Below are 19048 nucleotides of genomic sequence, written 5' to 3'. Positions count from 1 at the left end.
ACCCAGGCTTGGCACAAGCTGAAGCGATGCTGAAAGAACGCTGAACGTGCGCCGGCCGCTCGGAGGGCCGGGATGGGGCGGGGTTGGCGCGCCGGAGAATTTTTTTCGTGAGGCTGCATCCAAACCCGCCCCTGGCGTGTAGACCCCTCAGCAGCGAGGAGCTGCTGACCTTCTACAACCCAGGAGAAATTCCATGCACACCTCCCGTCCCGCCCGTTCGCTCGCCGTTCTCGGCGCCGTTTCCGCCGCTGCCGCGGTGCTCGCCGCCTGCGGCTCGATGTCGATGACCCCGGCCTTCAATCAGTCGAGCCTGCCGCCCACCATCCAGGTGCCGGCCGGCAACAAGGTCGCGATGGAAACCGTGGGCAAGGGCGACATCACCTACGAGTGCCGCGACAAGGCCAATGCCCCGGGCCAGACCGAGTGGGTGTTCGTCGGCCCCGACGCCAAGCTGTGGGATCGTGGCGGCAAGCAGGTCGGCAAGTACTACGGCCCGCCGGCCACCTGGGAGTCGATGGACGGCTCGAAGCTCACGGCCACGCAACTGGCGGTCGCGCCCTCGGGCCCGACCAGCCTGCCGTACCAGCTGGTGAAGGCCAACCCGGCCACGGGCAGCGGCGCCATGACGGGCGTCACGTACATCCAGCGCGTGGCGCTGCAAGGCGGCGTGGCGCCGGCGGCCGTGCCGTGCACGCCGGCCACCAAGGGCCAGAAGCAGGTGGTGCAGTACCAGGCCGACTACATCTTCTGGAAGGCGTCCTGATCGGGGGGCGATTCGGCGGCGGGGCCGCCGGCTCCACTACCATCGGGCCGTGCAGAACCCGCCACCCACCTCGCCCTTCGACTACGACGCCGCCCTCATGGCCTGCGCACGCGGTGACCGTCAGGCCCTGCAACAGCTCTACCAGCGCGAAAGCCGCTACCTGATGGGCGTGGCGCTGCGCATCGTGCGCCAGCGCCAGCAGGCCGAAGACGTGCTGCACGACGCCTTCATCAGCATCTGGCAGCGCGCGGAAACCTTCAACCCGGCGCGCGGCGAAGGCCGGGGCTGGATCTACAGCGTGGTGCGCAATGCCGCGCTGAACATGGTGCGCAGCGGCGCACGCCAGGTGGACGTGAGCGAAGACGCGGCCGAGGCCATCGACGACCAGGCTGCGCTCGCGGCCTACACCACCTCCGCCGACCCGTTCGAACTGCGCGCGGACCTCGGCAGGCTCGAAGGCTGCCTGGGCGGGCTGGAGCCGGCGCGGCGCGACTGCATCCTCTATGCGTATGTGGAAGGCTGCTCGCACGGCGAAATCGCCGAGCGGCTGCAGACGCCGCTGGGCACGGTCAAGGCCTGGATCCAGCGCGGCATGCGCGCGCTGCGGGAGTGCATGGCATGAGTAGCGGCACCGCTTCTTCCAGTTTCGGCAATTTCGAAGACATCGACGCGCTGGCCGGCGAATACGTGCTGGGCACGCTGTCGGCCAACGCACGCGCGGCGGTGGAAGCCCGCATGCGCGACGAGCCCGCGCTGCGCGATGCGGTGCAGGCGTGGGAAGCCCGGCTGCTGCCGCTGGCCTCGCTCGCGGCACCGGCCGATCCGTCGCCCGCGCTGTGGTCGCGCATCGAGCGCACGCTGGGCAGTGCTGCTGCTGCTGCTGCTGCTGCCGCCGCCGCCGCTGCCGCCGCACCGAAGGCCGGGCAGCCGGCGCGCGCATCGGGCTTCGCGAGCTGGTGGAACAACCTGCAGCTCTGGCGCGGCCTGGCTGCCGGCGGCTTTGCCGCTGCGGCGCTGATGGTGGCCGTGCTCGTCACCCGCCCGCCGCCCACGCCGCAGTACATGGTGGTGCTGGTCGCCCCGCAGGACAAGTCGCCGGGCTGGGTGATCCAGACCACGTCGTCGCGCCAGCTGAGCCTGGTGCCGTTGGGCACGATGGAGGTGCCGCCGCAGAAGACGCTGCAGTTCTGGACCAAGGCCGATCAGTGGCGCGGGCCGGTGTCGCTGGGGCTGGTCAAGCAGGGCCAGACGCTGCGCATTCCCATCGACAAGCTGCCGCCGCTGGAGCCGAACCAGCTGTTCGAGCTCACGCTGGAACCCGAGAACGGCTCGCCCATCGACCGCCCGACCGGGCCGATCCAGTTCATCGGCCGCGCGGTCAAGGTGCTGTAGCGCTGCTGCTTCGGCTGGCAAGGGCGGCCGCGATGCCGATGGCGCCCACCAGCATGCACAGCCCGAAGATCACCATGCGCGTCTGCGTCGCATCGGCGAAGGCGCCGACCAGCAGGCCCGCGAGCGGCTGCGTCAGGTTGTTCAGCAGCACGATCACGCCGGTGGTCTTGCCGTAGTCGTGCGCCGGAATGATCCGCTGGCGGTGGATGCGGATGTAGATGCTGAACATCTTGTCGAACCCGATCACCAGCAGGAAGCCGGCCGCATAGCCCCAGTGGCTGGTGCTGACGGCCGTGAGCAGGCCGCCGCCGAAGATCAGCAGGTAGGCGGTGAGCCCCATCTTCTTCAGCGCGAACGACCCCCGGATGATGCTCAGCAGGATCACGATGGTGGCGACGGCGCCCAGCGTCTGCAACCCCGCGTAGTAGGTGGCCGAGCGATGGTGCAGCCCGGTGACCATCGCGGCGGAAGACGCGAGCGTGGTGCCGAGCATCAGGTTCACGCCGGCCGTGAGCCCGGTCAGCCGCAGCAGGCCGGGCAGGTGCAGCAGATGGCCGAGGGCGGTCTTGATCGGCTGCAGGAAGTGGCCTTTGGCGACCTGCGGTTCATGCAGCTGCATCGGGTTGCCGCGCCGCCAGTACGCGGTGGCGACATCCGCCAGCAGGAAGAGGGCGGCCGCCGCGCCCACCACCGCCTGCCAGGGCCAGAAGGCAAAGAGCGCCGCCGCAATGAGCGGCCCGAGCACCATGCCGGTCTGCTCGGCCGTCTGCGCATAGGCCAGCACCTTGTCGAAGCCGTGGCCGTTGCCTGCAATCTGCGGCAGCATCACCTCGCGCGCCATGACGCCCTGGGTGGTCAGCACGCCGCACACCGCCGACAGGCCCACCAGCCAGCCGATGCCGCCCAGCGCCTCGTTGCCCAGCACGCCGAGCACGCAGACCAGCGCGCGAAAGATCTGGCTGCCGCGCAGCAGCCTGATCGGCGAGATCCGGTCGCACAGCGCGCCGCAGATGGGGAACGACAGGAAGCGCGGAAAGGTCTCCGCCGCGAAGGCATAGCCGGACCACGCCACGTCCTGCGTCACCTGGAACACCACCAGCGGCACCAGGAACAGCAGGATCTGGTCGGCCAGCTTGGAGACGAGCAGCGAGAAAAGAAAGGCCGGGAACTTCATCGGCCTGCAAACCCCTGCGCAAACCCCGAGGGGAGAAGGGTGGGCGGCGCGGCGGCGAGAGGCATGCGCTGAAGATAGTCGAAAGCCGGCGCACAGCCCCAAGGGCGCGGCCAGCGATCCGAACTCGAATGAGTACCCGGGCTGGATGGTGATCACCGCGCAACTGCAGGGGCTGGATGCGCGCGGCGGGCCGAGCGCAGCCGCGCGGGCGGGGGCCTGCGCCGCAAGGCGCCTCACGCGCCTTGGTCGTCGTCGGCGTCGCCTTGCGCGGCGAGGCATTCCCGCGCGGCTTCGCGCACCCTGTCATCTGCATCGTGCAGGGCCGCGCGCTGCACCACCGCGTGCCAGGGAAGGGCTGCGCGCTTCCAGGCGACCAGGCTGCGAGCGGCCTGCCAGCGCACGTCGGCATCCTCGTCATGCGCGAGGCGATCCGCGAGAGCCGGCAGGATGCGTTCGCCGGCGGCCGGGCCCAGACCCCGGTCGTCGACCACACAGACCGCATGCCGGCGCACGAAGGCGTGCGGCGACACCATGCCGCGCAGCGCCTCGCCGACTTCGCCGGGGCGCAGGGTGCAATAGCTGCTGCCGGGGCTGAGTTTTTCGTGCACGACTTCGGCGATGGCGGCGCAGCGCGAAAGCAGCGTTTCGAGGGGCCGGTAGTCGAGCGTCACGGGCGTCGGGTCGCGAAAGGCCGAGTACGGCGCGCACAGTCCGCGAACAGCGACGGCGGCGCGCTCCGCATCGTCGTGCCACGCGGCGAGTTGTTCGAAGAGCCAATCGCTGTCGCCCAGATAGGCCAGCGTTGCGGCGCACCAGTCGTGCGTGGACTTGTCGCCGGGCGCGTGCAGCTTGTTGCGCAGCGCGGCAAGCACTTCGGGCGTGGCGAGGCCGATGTGCCCGAGCATCCGGGCGGCCTCCCAGCCGAGCTTGCCGCGTGGGCGGGCGAGCAATTCGAGCAGCGCGGGTACGGCGGGCGCGCCGATGTCGACCAGCCATTTCCCTGCATCCTCGCTATCGACCGGCCGGCCATCGAAGCGGCCAAGCCGTCCGATCAGCCAGCCCACCCGCTCTTCGACGGGCAACGCTGCGACGCGCTGGCGTTCCTGCTCGGCCACCGCTTCCTTGGGGAAGAGCGCTCCGAAGGCAGCATCGCCGATGCTGCGGCGCGCCAGGTCGAGGCCGTTCTCTTCGTCATGCAGAAAGACCACGAAACCGGGCGCGAGCTGCGGTGCGTTGCCCAGCGCTTCGCGGATCTTCCGCGCCGCGGAAACGAGCATGTCGATGCATTCCCGCTCTGCCAGCAGCCAGGCTTCGCGCGTGTCGTTGCTCGTGATCTCGCACGCGGTGTCGGCAGCCGCATTCAGCGCGGCGCTGGCGAACTGGATTTCGTCCCAGCGCCAGTCGGGCGGGTTCCACTCGGCCGACCAGAAATCGCCTGATGGCTCGTCTTCGCGGGCGCTCACGCTGTTGGCGGAAAGTGCGGGCAGGTAGATCGGGCCGTCGAGCTCGCGGTACATGCCCTGGAAGGCGGCGGCGTAGAACTGCTCGTCGGGGTTTTCGTCGAACAGTGCGCGCAGCGCGCAAAGGGCATCCTCGACGATCAGTGGTTCCAGCGCTTTCCATTGGCTCATGCGTGTATCTCTCCTTTTGGGGGGAATCGTAAGGGGCGGTCGGGACTCAGAACGAGCGCGGCAGGAAGCCGTGGCCCACGCCGGCGACCAGGTGAACGCCGATCTGCTGGCGTTCATCAAGGGCTGATCGTTCCGTCTGCATGGCCACGGGCTTGGGCCCGTGGTCGCCAGGGACAGTGCCGGTGGCGATAATCCCCGGATGCGAATCCGCTTTACCAAGATGCAGGGAGCCGGCAACGATTTCGTCGTGCTGGACGAAACGCGCGGCACGCTGGGCCTCAGCGCCGCGCAATACCGCTTTCTGGCCGACCGCCACTTCGGCGTCGGCGCCGACCAGATCCTCACGGTGCGCCCTTCGCCGGCCGAGGGGGTCGACTTCCAATATGTCATTCACAACGCCGACGGCGGCGAAGTGGAGCAGTGCGGCAACGGCGCGCGATGCTTCATGCGCTTCGTCAGCGAACACAAGCTGACCGAAAAGGACACCGTGCGCGTGCAGACGCTGGCCGGCGTGATCGAGCCGCGCATGGGCGCCGACGGCCGCGTGACGGTCGACATGGGCGCCCCGGTCTTCGAGACCGAGCGCGTGCCCTTCGACACCGCAGGGCTCGACCCGCAGCCCGAGGGCGCGTGGCAGAAATGGCATCTCGCCCTTGGCACGCACGCGGGCAGCGCTATCGTTTCGGTAGCGGTGCTGTCGATGGGCAATCCGCACGCGGTGCAGGTGGTCGACAACGTCGACACGGCTCCCGTGGCCGAGCAGGGCCCGCAGATCGAGCACCATCCGCGCTTTCCGCAGCGGGTGAACGCGGGCTTCATGCAGGTGGTCGACCGCGCGCACATCCGGCTGCGGGTGTTCGAGCGCGGCGCCGGCGAAACGCTGGCCTGCGGCACCGGCGCCTGCGCGGCGGTGGTGGCGGGCATCCGGCTGGGGCTGCTGGACCGCCGGGTCGACGTGCAGACGCACGGCGGCATTCTCACCATCGAATGGCAGGGCGAAGGCCAGCCGGTGCTCATGACCGGGCCGGCCACCACGGTGTTCGAAGGCGACATCGAGGTGCCGGAGCTGCCATGACGACCAACTTCACGAACAACAACGACGCCAACGCCATGAACCCGATCACCGAAGACGACATCGCCAACTACCTGGCGAACACGCCGGACTTCTTCGAGCGCCATGCCCAGCTGCTGGCGCAGGTGCAGCTCACCAGCCCGCACGGCAACCGCGCCGTGAGCCTGCAGGAGCGCCAGGCCGAGATGCTGCGCGAAAAGATCAAGGCGCTGGAGCATCGCCTGATGGACATGGTGCGCCACGGCACCGAAAACGTCGTCATTGCCGATCGCCTGCAGCGCTGGACCAGCGGCCTGCTGACCACGCGCGACCCGCGCAGCCTTCCGTACCGCATCGCGGTCGACCTGCAGTCGCTGTTCCTGGTGCCGCAGACGGCCATCAAGGTGTGGGACTGCAGCAGTGAATACCTCAACGAGGCCTATGCCCAGTGGGTGAGCGACGACGTGAAGGCGCTGGCCACCTCGCTGACCTCGCCGTACTGCGGGCTCAACTCTGGCTTCGAGGCGGCGAACTGGCTGCCGGAGCCGCAGTCGGCCATGTCGATCGCGCTGATTCCGCTGCGCGCCGACGCGGAGTCGCCGGCCTTCGGGATGCTGGTGCTGGCGTCCCCCGACGCGCAGCGCTTCAACTCCGAAATGGGCACCGACTTCCTCGAGCGCATCGCCGAGCTGGCGTCGGGCGGGCTGTCGCGGCTGCGTCCTTGAGCCGCCCGCGCTGGTTGCGGCGGCCCTGGCAGGTCCTGCTGTTCGGCGGGCTGCTGGTCGGGGTGCTGGCCTACGCAGCCATCGGCGTATTCATCTGGCGGCACGCAGAGGCGCTGCTGGCCAACCCGCCACAGCGTGCGGCCGATGCCGCCCTGGTGCTCGGCAGCCGCGCCTACCTGGACGGCAAGCCGCACCCCTGTCTCTCGGGGCGGGTCGACACGGCGGTGGCAATGGCCAGGACCGGCCTCGTGAAGCAGCTCGCCTTCTCCGGCGGCGTGGATTCCGAAGATGGCCGCACCGAAGCCACCGCGATGCAGGAGCGCGCCGTTGCCGCGGGCTACGCCGGGCCGATGCTGCTGGAGCCCGCTTCCACCTCCACGCGCCTTAATCTTTCGCTGTCGCGCCCGTTGCTGGAGGCGGCCGGCGTGCGCAGCGTGGTCATCGTGTCGGAGCCGTTCCACATGTGGCGCGTCGAGCGCCTGGTGAAGATGAGCGGTTTCGACCGGATCTTCGACGTGCAGTACGCAGCGGCGCCCACTTCCTGCTGGAACGCGCTGGGGCCGTTTTCGAAGGGCGCGTTGCGCGAGCCGGCGGCCATCGTGAACAATGTCTTCCGTGGCTTCCTCTTCTGAGCCTTCCGGGCCCGCGACGCCGGCCGCTTCCGCAGCTTCCGGCTGGGTCGAAAAATACCTCGAGCATGTGCGCGTCGAGCGCCGGCTCGCGGCGCGCACGGTCGAGCTGTACGCCTTCCACCTGAAGTCGCTGACCGACAACGCCGCCGAGGCGAAGCTTCCGCTGGACCGCGTGCAGACCGCCCACATCCGCCGCTGGATGGCGCAGCTGCACGGCGCGGGGCGCGAGCCGCGCGGCATTGCGCTGGTGCTTTCGTGCTGGCGCAGCTTTTACCGCTGGCTCGGCCATGAAGGGCTGGTCGGCTTCAACCCCGTGCAGGACGTGCATGCGCCCAAGGCCGGCAAGCCCTTGCCTAAAGCGCTGGGCGTGGACGACGCGGTGCGCCTGGCCGAGCTGTACGACCCCGAGGCCGACCCGTGGACCGAGGCGCGCGACAGCGCCATCGTCGAAATGCTCTACGGCTGCGGCCTGCGCGTGAGCGAGCTCACGGGGCTCGACGCGCAGGCGAGCAGCACCGCGCGCGGCTGGGTCGACCTCGACGCGGGCGATGCCAACGTGCTCGGCAAGGGCAGCAAGCGCCGCATCGTGCCGATGGGTAGCAAAGCGGCCGAGGCGGTGCGCGACTGGCTCGCGGTGCGCGGCGACTGCGCCGCGCTGGCAACCTCGCACCTGCGCGACCCGCAGGCCGCCGCCGCGCTCTTCATAAGCGCCAAGGGCGTGCGGATGTCGTCGCAGGCGGTGTGGAAGCTGCTGCGCGAGCGCAGCCTCAAGGCCGGCCTCGCGGCGCCGGTGCATCCGCACATGCTGCGGCATTCCTTTGCCAGCCACGTGCTGCAGTCGAGCAGCGACCTGCGCGCGGTGCAGGAGCTGCTGGGCCACGCCAACATCTCGACCACGCAGGTCTATACGCGGCTGGATTTCCAGCACCTGGCCAAGGTGTACGACGCTGCGCATCCGCGCGCGAAGGCCAAGCCAGAGAACGACAAATAAGCAACAACCAATGAAAACCCTTCGCCTCAAACCCGGCAAAGAGCGCTCGATGCAGCGCCGCCACCCCTGGGTCTTCGAATCCGCCATTGCGCGCGGCGGTGCCGATTCCGGCGAGACGGTGCGCGTCGAGTCGCACGACGGCGCCTTCCTGGCGTGGGCCGCCTTCAGCCCCATTTCAAAGATCCGCGCGCGGGCCTGGAGCTTCGTCGAAACACAGCGCATCGACTCCGCCTTCCTCGCGTCGGTGTGCGCCCGCGCCGTGGCCGCGCGCGGCCTGTTCGATCTGCAGAGCGACGGCGTGCGGCTGGTGCACGGCGAGGCCGACGGCCTGCCGGGGCTGATCGTCGACCGCTACGGCGACACGCTGGTGGCGCAGTTTCTGTCGGCCGGCGTCGAGCGCTGGAAAGACGTGCTGGCCGACGCGCTGCTCAAGGCCACGGGCCTCGCCAAGCTCTACGAGCGCTCCGACGCCAGCGGCCGCGAGCGCGAAGGCCTGAAGCCCGTCACCGGCTGGCTGCGCGGCGAAGGCCCGACCGAAATCGTCATTCGCGAGCATGGCTGGAAGCTGTCGCTCGACATCGCGACCGGCCACAAGACCGGCTTCTACCTCGACCAGCGCGACAGCCGCCAGCGCTTTGCCGAACTGGCGCAGCACCGGCGCTTCCGGCGCGTGCTGAACTGCTTCTGCTACACGGGCGGCTTCACCGTCGCGGCGCTCGCGGGGCTTAAGGCGGCGAACGCGCTGCAGGGCGCGCAGCTGGTGTCGGTCGATTCGTCGCTGCCCGCGCTGGAGCGCGCGCGCGGCCACCTGGCGCTGAACGGCTTCGAGGGGCAGGGCATAGAGACCGAATTCCTCGACGCCAACGTGAACACGGTGCTGCGCGAGTTCATCGACCAGGGCCGCACCTTCGACGCCATCGTGCTCGATCCGCCCAAGTTCGCGCCCACGGTGGCGCATGCCGAGCGCGCGGCACGGGCCTACAAGGACATCAACCGCCTGGCGCTCAAGCTGCTGGAGCCGGGCGGCGTGCTGCTGACCTTCTCCTGCTCGGGCGGCATCAGCGCCGACCTGTTCCACAAGATCGTGGCCTCGGCCGGCATCGACGCCGGCGTGGACGGCTACATCGCCGAGCGGCTGGGCGCGGCGCCCGACCATCCGATGACCATCGAGTTCCCGGAAGGGGAGTACCTGAAGGGCCTGGTGGTGGTCCGGAAGCCGGCTTGACCCTGCCGGCAACGCAACTCAGTGGCATTGGCTAAACTGCCTGCCAAGTCTTTTTTCGCCCCTTTTCCTGTTTTCCGCTTCCGGAGCACTCCCCACATGGCCCTCATTCCCGCGACCATCCTCACCGGCTTTCTCGGCTCTGGCAAAACCACGCTGCTCAAGCGCATCCTGACCGAGGCCCACGGCCAGAAGATCGCGGTCATCGAGAACGAGTTCGGCGAAGAGAACATCGACAGCGACATCCTCGTCACCGAGTCGAAGGAGCAGATCGTGCAGATGAGCAACGGCTGCGTCTGCTGCACCATCCGCGAAGACCTGCGCGAGGCGCTGCAGCTGCTGGCCGCCAAGAAGCGCCAGGGCCTGCTGGACTTCGACCGCGTGGTGATCGAGACCACCGGCCTGGCCGACCCCGGCCCGGTGGCGCAGACCTTCTTCATGGACGACGAGATCGCCGAGAGCTACCTGCTCGACTCGATCCTCACGCTGGTCGACGCCAAGCATGCGCCGCAGCAGCTCAACGACCGCCAGGAAGCGCGCCGCCAGGTGGGCTTTGCCGACCAGATCTTCATCAGCAAGAGCGAGCTGGTGTCGGCCGAAGAGACCGATGCGCTCATTCACCGCCTGAAGCACATGAACCCGCGCGCGCCGCAGCAGAAGGCGCACTTCGGCGACGTGCCGCTGAAGGACATCTTCGACCTGCGCGGCTTCAACCTGAACGCCAAGCTCGACATCGACCCCGACTTCCTGAAGGAAGACGACCACGACCATCACGACCATGACCACGCGCATGGCGAGCACTGCGACCATCCCTCGCACAAGCACGAAGGCGGCCACGGGCACCACCACCACACGGACGACGACGTGAAGAGCTTCGTCTACAAGGCCGACCGTCCGTTCGACCCGGCCAAGCTGGAAGACTTCCTGGGCGCGATCGTCAACATCTACGGCCCGCGCATGCTGCGCTACAAGGGCGTGCTGAACATGAAGGGCACCGAGCGCAAGGTGATCTTCCAGGGCGTGCACCAGCTCATGGGCAGCGACCTGGGCCCGGAGTGGGGCAAGGACGAGGCGCGCCAGAGCCGCATGGTGTTCATCGGCATCGAGCTGCCGCGCGAGATTCTGGAGCAGGGCCTCGAACAGTGCCTGGTCTGAGGCCCTGACTTGCTCCTTCCCCCGCTGGGGGAAGGTCGGGATGGGGGCGGGCCTGCGAACAGGCGCCATGCTTTTCGGGAGGCCGTCGTGCCCCCGCCCCGCCCTCCCCCAGCGGGGGAGGGAGACATATCCTGCTACTTGCCCAGCCCGCCCAGCGGCTTGCCGTTGATCTTCAGGTTGCCGTCGCTGAACTCGACCTGGCCGGTCACGTCGTCGCCGTCGCGCTTCACGAAGCCGCTCTGCTCGCCCTGGGCGACCAGCAGCGCCACGGTTTCGGGCGGGGGCGTCTGGCCGCTCTCGGCGCCGGTTGCGGCCAGCTTCTCGATCCACTGCATCGGCAGGCGCGCATTGGCCTTGAGCACGCCGCGCTTGAGCAGCAGCGCGGTGCCGGGCAATTGCAGGTCTTCGTCGGTCACGCCGGCCATGCTGGCCGTGTAGCCGAGTTCGCCGCGCTTGCCGTCGATTTCGACCAGCATCTTGTCGATGCCGGCTTCAGGGCCGTACTTGGCCATGGCCTTGAGATCCGGCGAAAGCTGGTCCACCAGCGCACTCATGGCGGCCTGGGAAGCCTTGCTGCCGCCCTTGCCGCAGCCGTTGGCGGCACTCGACTGCATCCAGGCGTCGGCCAGTTTCTTGTAGCCGGCGGCATGGATGCGGCGCGCGCTGCTGGTGAGCTCGAACTTGTCGATCCTGGTGGCGCCGATCTTGCCGGCGCCCCTGAGGGTGCCTTCGGACGCGTAGAGCCCGTCCTTGATGCTGGCGCCGCCCACCAGGTCGATGCCCTGCAGCAGCACGGTCGGCAGCGGTTTGCGCGGCGTGGTGTCGTCGCCGTTGCCCGCGCCCAGGCCCTTGGGGGCAGCGAATTCGAGCGTGTCTAGGCGGCCCTCGGTCTTGCCGGTGGCCAGGAACCAGCCGGCGCTGCTGTCCATGTCGGCCTTGGCCGTGAGCTTGCCCATCTTCATGGTCAGGCCGCTGCGGGTGTCGTTGAAGTCGAAGCCGGGCATCGTCAGCTCGTAGCGCACCTGGGTGCGCGCGGCGTTCACGTCCATGCGCAGCTGCGCACCCTGCCATGCCATCTGGCCCTTGCCGTCTTCGGCGAGCCTGGCGGGCGCCACCGTCAGGTCGCTGGTGAAGGCGCCGCTGAAGGCGACCTTGGTGCGGGCGGTAAGCGGCTTGGCCTCGCCGAACAGCTTCTTGGCGTCGGCCTGGGTCTTGGCGTCGAGCACCAGTTCGCTGTCGATGGTGGCCGCGGCGAGCGTGCCGCCGGCCAGCGGGCCGTGGTGGATGGTGTCGCGGATGGTGAAGCGCAGCGGCTTGGGCGGCGCGGCTTCGGCTTCTTCCTCCAGCTCTTCGTCGGGTTCCTCGCCGGCGGCGGGTTTCTGCGCGGCGGCTGCGGCCGCGGCGTCGGGCGCGCAGCCGATTTCGAGCGTCACGGTGCTGACGGCACCGAGGAAGCCGCGGTCGTAGCTGCGCTCCACCACGCGCACCAGCGCGGTCTGCTTCGGAAGTTCTTCGAATGCGGTGTCGTAACGCGACTTGACCTGCGAACCGGCCCACCAGGTGCTGCCCCCGTAGGCCACCGCAATGGCTGCGGCCAGGACGCCCAATACTGCTGCTTTCTTGCTCAAGACTTGCTTTCTTTTGTCGAATGATCGGATGGCCCGCGCTGCCAAAGGGCAATGGCCGGCCAGCGCCACCCTCTCCAGCGGCGCCGCGCGATGCTAATGGACGCGACCGGCACCCGGACACATCGCCCGCGCTTTCGAGTTCTCTATACAATCGCGCGCCTGTTCCGGCAGCCATACCCCGTCCCAGCGGACAGGATGTGGCATCCGGCACGGGGCGCCGCACGTTTCTGGTGGGCTTTCGGGGGTATAACCCCGGGGTTCGCCGTTGGCGAGCACCCCGACAACGTGGAGCCGGCGCGGCGTGAAAGCCGCAACCGGTTCCCATGGGAGGAGACACCCAGTGAAAGCGCGTTCCAGTTCGACCAAGGAGCCAGTCACCGTGAAGAAACCCGCCGCCAAGGCCACGCCAGCAACCAAGCCCGCCGCAAAGAAGGTGGCGGCTGCGAAGCAGGCTGCACCTGCGGCAAAAAAGGTTTCCGCCGCAGTGCCGGGCCCCACGGCGAAAGATAAAAGCGCGCCGCCCAAAAAGACCGCGGCAGCACCGGCCAAGGCCGTGACCGCTGCCAAGAAATCCGCCAAGCCTGCAACTGCCGCAACCAAGAGCGCAGGCGCGGGTACCTCGTCATCCAAACCCGTCGGCCGCCCTGCTGCCGTTCCTTCTGCTTCCCCGATCCCCATGAAAAAAACGGCTGCCGCCTCCACTTCCGCCCCGGCGACACCCTCGATTCCCGCTCAAACCGCCACGCCCGCACCCGCTGCGCGTGGTGGCCGCGTGTCCCGGCTGTCGCAACTGACCGTTCCCTCGATGCCGCAATCGGTGGCATCGACCGCCGCCAAGTCCAGCTTCTCGCAGGCACCTTCCACCGCGCTGGTGCCGCCGCCGCCCCTGGCCGTGAAGAAAGACCCGAAGCTGGTCAACAACTGGAAGACCAAGTCCGCCAACGAGCTGAGCGACGCCGAAGTCATCGCCATGCCCGACGACGAGTACATGAACGAAAAGCAGATGGCGTTCTTCCGCCTGAAGCTCGAAGAACTCAAGCGCGGCATCCTCGAGAACGCCGGCGAGACCACCGAGCACCTGCGTGAAGACACGGTGGTCGTGCCCGACCCGGCCGACCGCGCCACCATCGAGGAAGAACACGCCCTCGAACTGCGCACCCGCGACCGCGAGCGCAAGCTGCTCAAGAAGATCGAGCAGTCGATCCAGCGCATCGACGCCGGCGACTACGGCTACTGCGACGAAACCGGCGAACCCATCGGTGTCGGCCGCCTGCTGGCCCGCCCGACGGCCACGCTGTCGCTCGAAGCGCAGCAGCGCCGGGAACTCAAGCAGAAGATGTTCGGGGACTGATCGGGAAGAAGGTCGCAAGAACCCCCGTCTGCAAGCTTTCGTCGAATGGCAAAGGAAGAGTCGGGCCGCCTTTTCTCCAAGGTGGCCAAGTTTGTCCGCAATCCGCTGAAGGATTGGTCGGAGCTGGATGAGCCCGCCCAGTCGGACTCTTCGTTGCCCGAGCAGGCCTACAACAGGGAAATGCTCAAGGAGATGATCGAGCGGCGCCAGCGCAACGACTTCGTGCGCCGCCGCGAGTTCGACATGCTGCGCAAGCTGCGCCAGCGCGAGGCCGCCGCCCACGCCTTCGACCCGACCGTCACGCCGTCTTCGTTCAATCTCAACAGCTCTTCGGAAAAGCTCGAAGGCCGCGCGCTCACGCTCAAGAAGATCGACGAGATCGAGCAGCAGATGTCGCAGCAGTGGTGGAAGGGGCGCGGCCCGAACGGCGAGGCGCTGGTCAACCCGCCGCCCGATGCCGGCGCCGAGACGCTGCCGCCCGCGCGTGCCGACGATGCGCCCGACACCCAGACCGACCAGCCTCACAGCGTTGGCGTGCCCGCCGCGGCGGTGCCGGCCGGGGACGCGGCTGTGGCTGCAGGCGCGGCGCCGGCGCCGCTGTCGCGGCTGGCGCACGACGGCGCGCTGGAGGAGGCTGTCATCCGCTTCGCGCACGGCGACGACACCGGCGCCGAAGCCATCCTGTTGCAGGCCCTGGCCTCCGAGAGCGCCCCGGCCACCGAAGCCGAGGGCAGCCCCGCCGCCGAGCGCGACGACAGCCGCTGGCGTGCCCTGTTCGACCTGTACCGCGCGACCGGCGATGCCGCCAAGTTCGCCGCCGCCCGCATGCGCTATGCGCAGCGCATGCGGCGCATGGGCCCCGACTGGGTCTCGCTAGAGGAACTGGCCCGCAGCGTCAAGGCCGTGGCCGCCAGCGAAGAATCCGGCGCCGCCTCCGAAGGCTCCGCGCACGCCGACTGGGTGTCGCCAGTGCACCTCGGGCGCGAAGGCCTCGTGGAGCTCACGCGCGCGCTGTCGAAGGCCGGCTCGGTCTGGACGCTCGACTGGCGCGCCCTGAACGCCATCGGCGCCGACGCCGCAGCGCCGCTGCGGGTGCTTTTCACGCACTGGGCCGATTCGCCGGTGCAACTGCGCTTCATGGGTTCCGCCCAGCTGCTGGCCGTGCTGTCCGAGGCCGCGCCCAACAACGACCGCAGCACCGAAGACGTCTGGTGGCAGCTGCACCTGGCGGCGCTGCGCATGATGCACCTGCCCGACGATTTCGAGCTGGTGGCGCTCAACTACTGCATCACCTATGAGGTGTCGCCCCCCTCGTGGCAAGACCCGCGCGGCGAATGCGCCTCGCTGGCCGCTCCGCCGGCGAGCCGCCCCAGTTCGGTGTGGTCGCTGCTGTCGGTCGGTGGCGATTCCGAGAGCTTCCCGTCCACCGACAGCGGTTTCGCAGCGCTGGCGGGTGACCTGCGGGGCGAGTCCCTGTCGAGCTGGCAGCGGCTCGACAACGACCTGCGCCACACCGCGGCGCCCGTCATTTCCTGCGCCGCGCTGCTGCGCATGGACCTGGCCGCCGCCGGCGCGCTGCTGAGCTGGGTGCGCACGCGCGACGCCAACGGCGAGCGCGTGCAGTTCGTCGACGCGCACCGGCTCATCGCCGCGCTGTTCACGCTGGTAGGCATTACCGATCACGCCACGGTCGCGGTTAGAAAAAACTAAGGCGCCAGGCGGCCTTGCCGCGGGTTGCATTGCCCCTGGCCATCCCCAGATGGCTTCGATGGAACAGTTTCACGGCACCACCATCGTGAGCGTGCGCCGCAAGACCCCCCAAGGCGACCAGGTCGCCATCGGCGGGGACGGGCAGGTCACTCTCGGCAATATCGTCATCAAGGGCACGGCGCGCAAAGTTCGCCGGCTTTATCACGGCAAGGTGCTGGCCGGCTTTGCCGGCGCCACCGCCGACGCCTTCACGCTCTTCGAGCGCTTCGAGGCCAAGCTCGAAAAGCACCAGGGCCACCTGACCCGCGCGGCGGTCGAGCTCACCAAGGACTGGCGCACAGACCGCGTGCTGCGCAAGCTCGAGGCCATGCTGGCCGTGGCCGACGCCACCACCTCCCTCATCATCACCGGCAACGGCGACGTGCTGGAGCCCGAAGACGGCGTGATCGCCATCGGTTCCGGCGGCGCGTATGCCCAGTCGGCGGCCAAGGCGCTGATCGAGAACACAGAACTCTCTGCCGAGCAGATCGTGCGCAAATCGCTGGGGATCGCCGGAGAAATCTGCATTTACACGAACATGAACCACACCGTGGAAGCGCTCTGACCATGTCCATGACCCCCCAGGAAATCGTCTCCGAGCTAGACAACCACATCGTCGGACAGCCGGCCGCCAAGCGCGCCGTGGCCATCGCCCTGCGCAACCGCTGGCGCCGCCAGCAGGTCGACGACAAGCTGCGCCACGAGATCACGCCCAAGAACATCCTCATGATCGGCCCCACGGGCGTGGGCAAGACCGAGATCGCGCGCCGCCTCGCGCGGCTGGCCGATGCGCCCTTCATCAAGGTCGAGGCCACCAAGTTCACCGAGGTGGGCTACGTGGGCAAGGACGTGGACTCCATCATTCGCGACCTCGCCGAGATTGCCGTCAAGCAGACGCGCGAATCCGAGAGCGCCAAGGTGCGCGTGCGTGCCGAGGACGCCGCCGAGGAGCGCATCCTCGACGTGCTGCTGCCTCCGGCGCGCGGCGCCTCCGGCGCGCCCCCGGCGCTCGATGCGCCCAATCCCACGCGCCAGGCCTTCCGCAAGAAGCTGCGCGAGCACCAGCTCGACGACAAGGAGATCGAGCTCGACCTCGCCGAGACCCGCACGCCGCTGGAAATCATGGGCCCCGCCGGCATGGAGGAAATGACCGAGCAGCTGCGCGGCATGTTCGGCCAGCTGGGGCAGGGCAAGCGCAAGACCCGCAAGCTCAAGATCGGCGAGGCGATGCGCCTGCTGATCGACGAGGAGGCCGCCAAGCTGGTCAACGAGGACGAGATCCGCACGCAGGCCATTGCCAACGCCGAGCAGAACGGCATCGTCTTCATCGACGAGATCGACAAGGTCGCCACGCGCAGCGAAGCGCAGGGCTCCGACGTGTCGCGCCAGGGCGTGCAGCGCGACCTGCTGCCGCTGGTGGAGGGCACGGCCGTCACCACCAAGTACGGCGTGGTGCGCACCGACCACATGCTGTTCATCGCGAGCGGCGCGTTCCACCTGAGCAAGCCGAGCGACCTGATCCCGGAGCTGCAGGGGCGCTTTCCGATTCGCGTCGAGCTGCAGTCGCTCTCGGTGTCGGACTTCGAGAGCATCCTCACGCAGACCCGCGCGTCGCTCGTGAAGCAGTACCAGGCGTTGCTGGCCACCGAAGGCGTGACGCTCGAATTCACACCCGAAGGCGTGAACCGGCTGGCGACCATCGCCTTCGAGGTAAACGAGCGCACCGAGAACATCGGCGCGCGCCGTCTGTCGACGGTGATGGAGCGCCTGCTGGATGAGGTAAGCTTCGACGCGACCCGCCTTGAAGGCCAATCGATCCGCATCGATGCCGCCTATGTCGACCAGCGCCTCGCGGCACTAAGTCACGACGAAGATCTTTCGCGCTTCATCCTCTGAAGCCGCTCTTTGGTTCCCCCTGTAACGGGGGAATCCTTCACGCATCACTTTCACTGCGTGGGCTAAGTACTTAATTCTCAACGAAATTCGCCGATTCCACGCATTTGGAATCGGCGCTAAGTCGTTGATTCCATTACAAAAAATACCCCGAACGGCCAGTTGCGTCCGAAGTGTTTCCTGCTACAGTGCAAAAAAGTGCAGTTAAGTGGGAAAAAGTGCGGGTAGTGCCCCCTTCGGGTGCCGCAGCACTCCCAACACAGGGGTTTCGTGGTCGTGTTTCAAGGCGCTTCATCGCTCAGTCTGGATGCCAAGGGGCGGCTCTCCGTGCCGACCCGGCATCGTGACGTCCTGAGCGCCACGGCAGGCGGCCAGCTCACGATCACCAAGCATCCGCACGGATGCCTGATGGTGTTCCCCCGTCCCGAATGGGAAAAATTCCGCGAGCGCATTGCCGCGCTTCCGATGTCGGCGCAGTGGTGGAAGCGCGTCTTCCTGGGTAACGCCATGGACGTCGAGATGGACGGCACCGGCCGCATCCTGGTGTCGCCCGAACTGCGCGCGGCCACCGGCATCACGCGCGAGACGCTGCTGCTGGGCATGGGCAACCACTTCGAACTCTGGGACAAGGCCACCTACGAGGCCAAGGAGGCCGAGGCCACCCAGGGCGAGATGCCGGATGTGTTTCAGGACTTCGCGTTCTGAGGATTCACGTGACTACCCCATGGACCCATACGACCGTCTTGCTGAACGAAGCGGTGGAAGCCCTTCTTTCCGGCAGCACGGCGGCAACCGGCACCTATGTGGACGCCACCTTCGGGCGGGGAGGGCATGCGCGTGCAATCCTCTCCAGGCTGGCGCCGGAAGGCAGGCTGATCGCATTCGACAAGGATGCGGAAGCAGTGGCCGAAGCAGCGCGCATCTCCGATGCGCGTTTTTCTATCCGCCACCAGGGATTCCGCTCGCTGGGCGAACTGCCCGACGCGAGCGTCGACGGCTTGCTGATGGACCTGGGCGTGAGCTCGCCCCAGATCGACAACCCGGTGCGCGGTTTCAGTTTTCGTTTCGACGGCCCGCTCGACATGCGCATGGACACCACGCGCGGCGAGAGCGTGGCCGAGTGGCTGGCAACGGCCGAACTCCAGCAGATTGCAGAGGTGATCCGTGACTATGGCGAAGAACGGTTTGCTGTTCAGATTGCAAAGGCGATTGTTGCTCGCCGACAAGAACGGGGCCCAATTTCAACCACCACCGAACTGGCCGAGCTCGTGGCTGGCACGGTCAAAACCCGCGAGCAGGGCCAGAACCCTGCAACGCGCACATTTCAGGCTTTTCGGATTTTCATCAACGCCGAGCTTGAAGAGCTGCAACAGGCGCTAGAAGCGAGCCTTTCCGTGCTGAAGCCCGGCGGCCGGCTTGCGGTGATCAGCTTCCATTCGCTGGAAGACCGCATCGTCAAGCAGTTCATCGCCAAGCACTCGAAGGAGGTCTACGACCGCCGCGCGCCTTTTGCCGCCCCCAAGGTGATGAGGCTGAACGCGCTCGAGCGCATCAAGCCGTCCCAGGCCGAGGTGAGCGGCAATCCGCGCTCGCGCAGCGCGATCCTGCGCGTGGCCGAACGCACGGAGGCCGCATGAGCGCCGCCCGGCCGCCCGAAGGCGCTCGCCCCCTCGCTTGCGAGGGGGAAGGCG

General features: G+C 68.1%; 18 protein-coding genes. 15 read left to right on the top strand and 3 right to left on the bottom strand.

What is annotated here, in order from left to right; genetic code table 11:
* Positions 1-193: 193 nt before the first annotated feature.
* The 3 genes from ACQY8B_RS19955 to ACQY8B_RS19945 all read left to right on the top strand — a co-directional run bounded on the left by ACQY8B_RS19955 (position 194) and on the right by ACQY8B_RS19945 (position 2155).
* Positions 194-763, top strand: a complete 570-nt coding sequence (locus ACQY8B_RS19955) for a DUF3455 domain-containing protein (protein WP_422088290.1) — start codon at positions 194-196, stop codon at positions 761-763.
* Positions 764-860: 97 nt separating this feature from the next.
* Positions 861-1385, top strand: coding sequence for a sigma-70 family RNA polymerase sigma factor (locus ACQY8B_RS19950; RefSeq protein ID WP_422089081.1), 525 nt, complete (start codon positions 861-863; stop codon positions 1383-1385).
* Positions 1382-2155: an anti-sigma factor gene (locus ACQY8B_RS19945; RefSeq protein WP_422088289.1), complete on the top strand. Its 774-nt coding sequence runs from the start codon at positions 1382-1384 to the stop codon at positions 2153-2155. Before ACQY8B_RS19950 ends, ACQY8B_RS19945 begins: the two co-directional genes overlap by 4 nt.
* Here the strand turns inward: ACQY8B_RS19945 and ACQY8B_RS19940 are convergent.
* Both ACQY8B_RS19940 and ACQY8B_RS19935 read right to left on the bottom strand, forming a co-directional pair.
* Positions 2142-3329, bottom strand: coding sequence for an MFS transporter (locus ACQY8B_RS19940; RefSeq protein WP_422088288.1), 1188 nt, complete (start codon positions 3327-3329; stop codon positions 2142-2144). The two genes, ACQY8B_RS19945 and ACQY8B_RS19940, sit on opposite strands and share 14 nt — an antisense overlap.
* Before the next feature lie 233 nt (positions 3330-3562).
* Positions 3563-4960, bottom strand: a complete 1398-nt coding sequence (locus ACQY8B_RS19935; RefSeq protein ID WP_422088287.1) for a DUF4303 domain-containing protein — start codon at positions 4958-4960, stop codon at positions 3563-3565.
* Between the two features lie 199 nt (positions 4961-5159).
* Here ACQY8B_RS19935 and dapF point away from each other — a divergent pair, with 199 nt between their 5' ends.
* The 6 genes from dapF to ACQY8B_RS19905 all read left to right on the top strand — a co-directional run bounded on the left by dapF (position 5160) and on the right by ACQY8B_RS19905 (position 10736).
* Positions 5160-6035 (top strand): diaminopimelate epimerase, encoded by an 876-nt coding sequence (gene dapF, locus ACQY8B_RS19930; RefSeq protein WP_422088286.1) that lies wholly within the window; start codon positions 5160-5162, stop codon positions 6033-6035.
* Complete coding sequence (locus ACQY8B_RS19925) at positions 6032-6736, top strand: DUF484 family protein (RefSeq protein WP_081271352.1); 705 nt, start codon at positions 6032-6034, stop codon at positions 6734-6736. Before dapF ends, ACQY8B_RS19925 begins: the two co-directional genes overlap by 4 nt.
* Entirely contained in the window at positions 6733-7368 is a 636-nt protein-coding gene (locus ACQY8B_RS19920; RefSeq protein WP_422088285.1) for a YdcF family protein, read from the top strand. The genes ACQY8B_RS19925 and ACQY8B_RS19920 overlap by 4 nt, the downstream gene beginning before the upstream one ends.
* The gene (locus ACQY8B_RS19915; RefSeq protein ID WP_422088284.1) at positions 7343-8359 is read left to right on the top strand and encodes a tyrosine recombinase XerC; all 1017 of its coding nucleotides are present in this window, start codon (positions 7343-7345) and stop codon (positions 8357-8359) included. Before ACQY8B_RS19920 ends, ACQY8B_RS19915 begins: the two co-directional genes overlap by 26 nt.
* A gap of 10 nt (positions 8360-8369) precedes the next feature.
* Positions 8370-9584, top strand: coding sequence for a class I SAM-dependent rRNA methyltransferase (locus ACQY8B_RS19910; RefSeq protein ID WP_422088283.1), 1215 nt, complete (start codon positions 8370-8372; stop codon positions 9582-9584).
* A 96-nt stretch (positions 9585-9680) separates the two neighbouring features.
* Positions 9681-10736, top strand: coding sequence for a CobW family GTP-binding protein (locus ACQY8B_RS19905; protein WP_422088282.1), 1056 nt, complete (start codon positions 9681-9683; stop codon positions 10734-10736).
* A 134-nt stretch (positions 10737-10870) separates the two neighbouring features.
* On the opposite strand, the gene ACQY8B_RS19900 is transcribed toward ACQY8B_RS19905, so the two are convergent.
* Entirely contained in the window at positions 10871-12364 is a 1494-nt protein-coding gene (locus ACQY8B_RS19900) for a YdgA family protein (RefSeq protein ID WP_422088281.1), read from the bottom strand.
* Between the two features lie 553 nt (positions 12365-12917).
* Between ACQY8B_RS19900 and dksA the strand changes: the two genes are divergently transcribed.
* The 6 genes from dksA to rsmH all read left to right on the top strand — a co-directional run bounded on the left by dksA (position 12918) and on the right by rsmH (position 18994).
* Positions 12918-13715 (top strand): RNA polymerase-binding protein DksA, encoded by a 798-nt coding sequence (dksA, locus tag ACQY8B_RS19895; protein WP_409196334.1) that lies wholly within the window; start codon positions 12918-12920, stop codon positions 13713-13715.
* Positions 13716-13760: 45 nt separating this feature from the next.
* Positions 13761-15425, top strand: coding sequence for an STAS domain-containing protein (locus ACQY8B_RS19890; protein ID WP_422088280.1), 1665 nt, complete (start codon positions 13761-13763; stop codon positions 15423-15425).
* 58 nt (positions 15426-15483) lie between these two features.
* On the top strand, positions 15484-16029 hold the full coding sequence (gene hslV / locus ACQY8B_RS19885) for an ATP-dependent protease subunit HslV (RefSeq protein WP_093126143.1): 546 nt from the start codon (positions 15484-15486) through the stop codon (positions 16027-16029).
* A 2-nt stretch (positions 16030-16031) separates the two neighbouring features.
* Positions 16032-17360 (top strand): ATP-dependent protease ATPase subunit HslU, encoded by a 1329-nt coding sequence (gene hslU, locus ACQY8B_RS19880; RefSeq protein ID WP_422088279.1) that lies wholly within the window; start codon positions 16032-16034, stop codon positions 17358-17360.
* Between the two features lie 273 nt (positions 17361-17633).
* Positions 17634-18062: a division/cell wall cluster transcriptional repressor MraZ gene (gene mraZ / locus ACQY8B_RS19875; protein ID WP_081270207.1), complete on the top strand. Its 429-nt coding sequence runs from the start codon at positions 17634-17636 to the stop codon at positions 18060-18062.
* Between the two features lie 8 nt (positions 18063-18070).
* Positions 18071-18994, top strand: a complete 924-nt coding sequence (rsmH, locus tag ACQY8B_RS19870) for a 16S rRNA (cytosine(1402)-N(4))-methyltransferase RsmH (protein WP_422088278.1) — start codon at positions 18071-18073, stop codon at positions 18992-18994.
* Positions 18995-19048 lie beyond the last annotated feature (54 nt).

It is taken from the genome of Variovorax sp. (assembly GCF_965279555.1).
Lineage (GTDB): Bacteria > Pseudomonadota > Gammaproteobacteria > Burkholderiales > Burkholderiaceae_C > Variovorax.
This window is presented reverse-complemented; position numbering and strand designations above follow the sequence as displayed.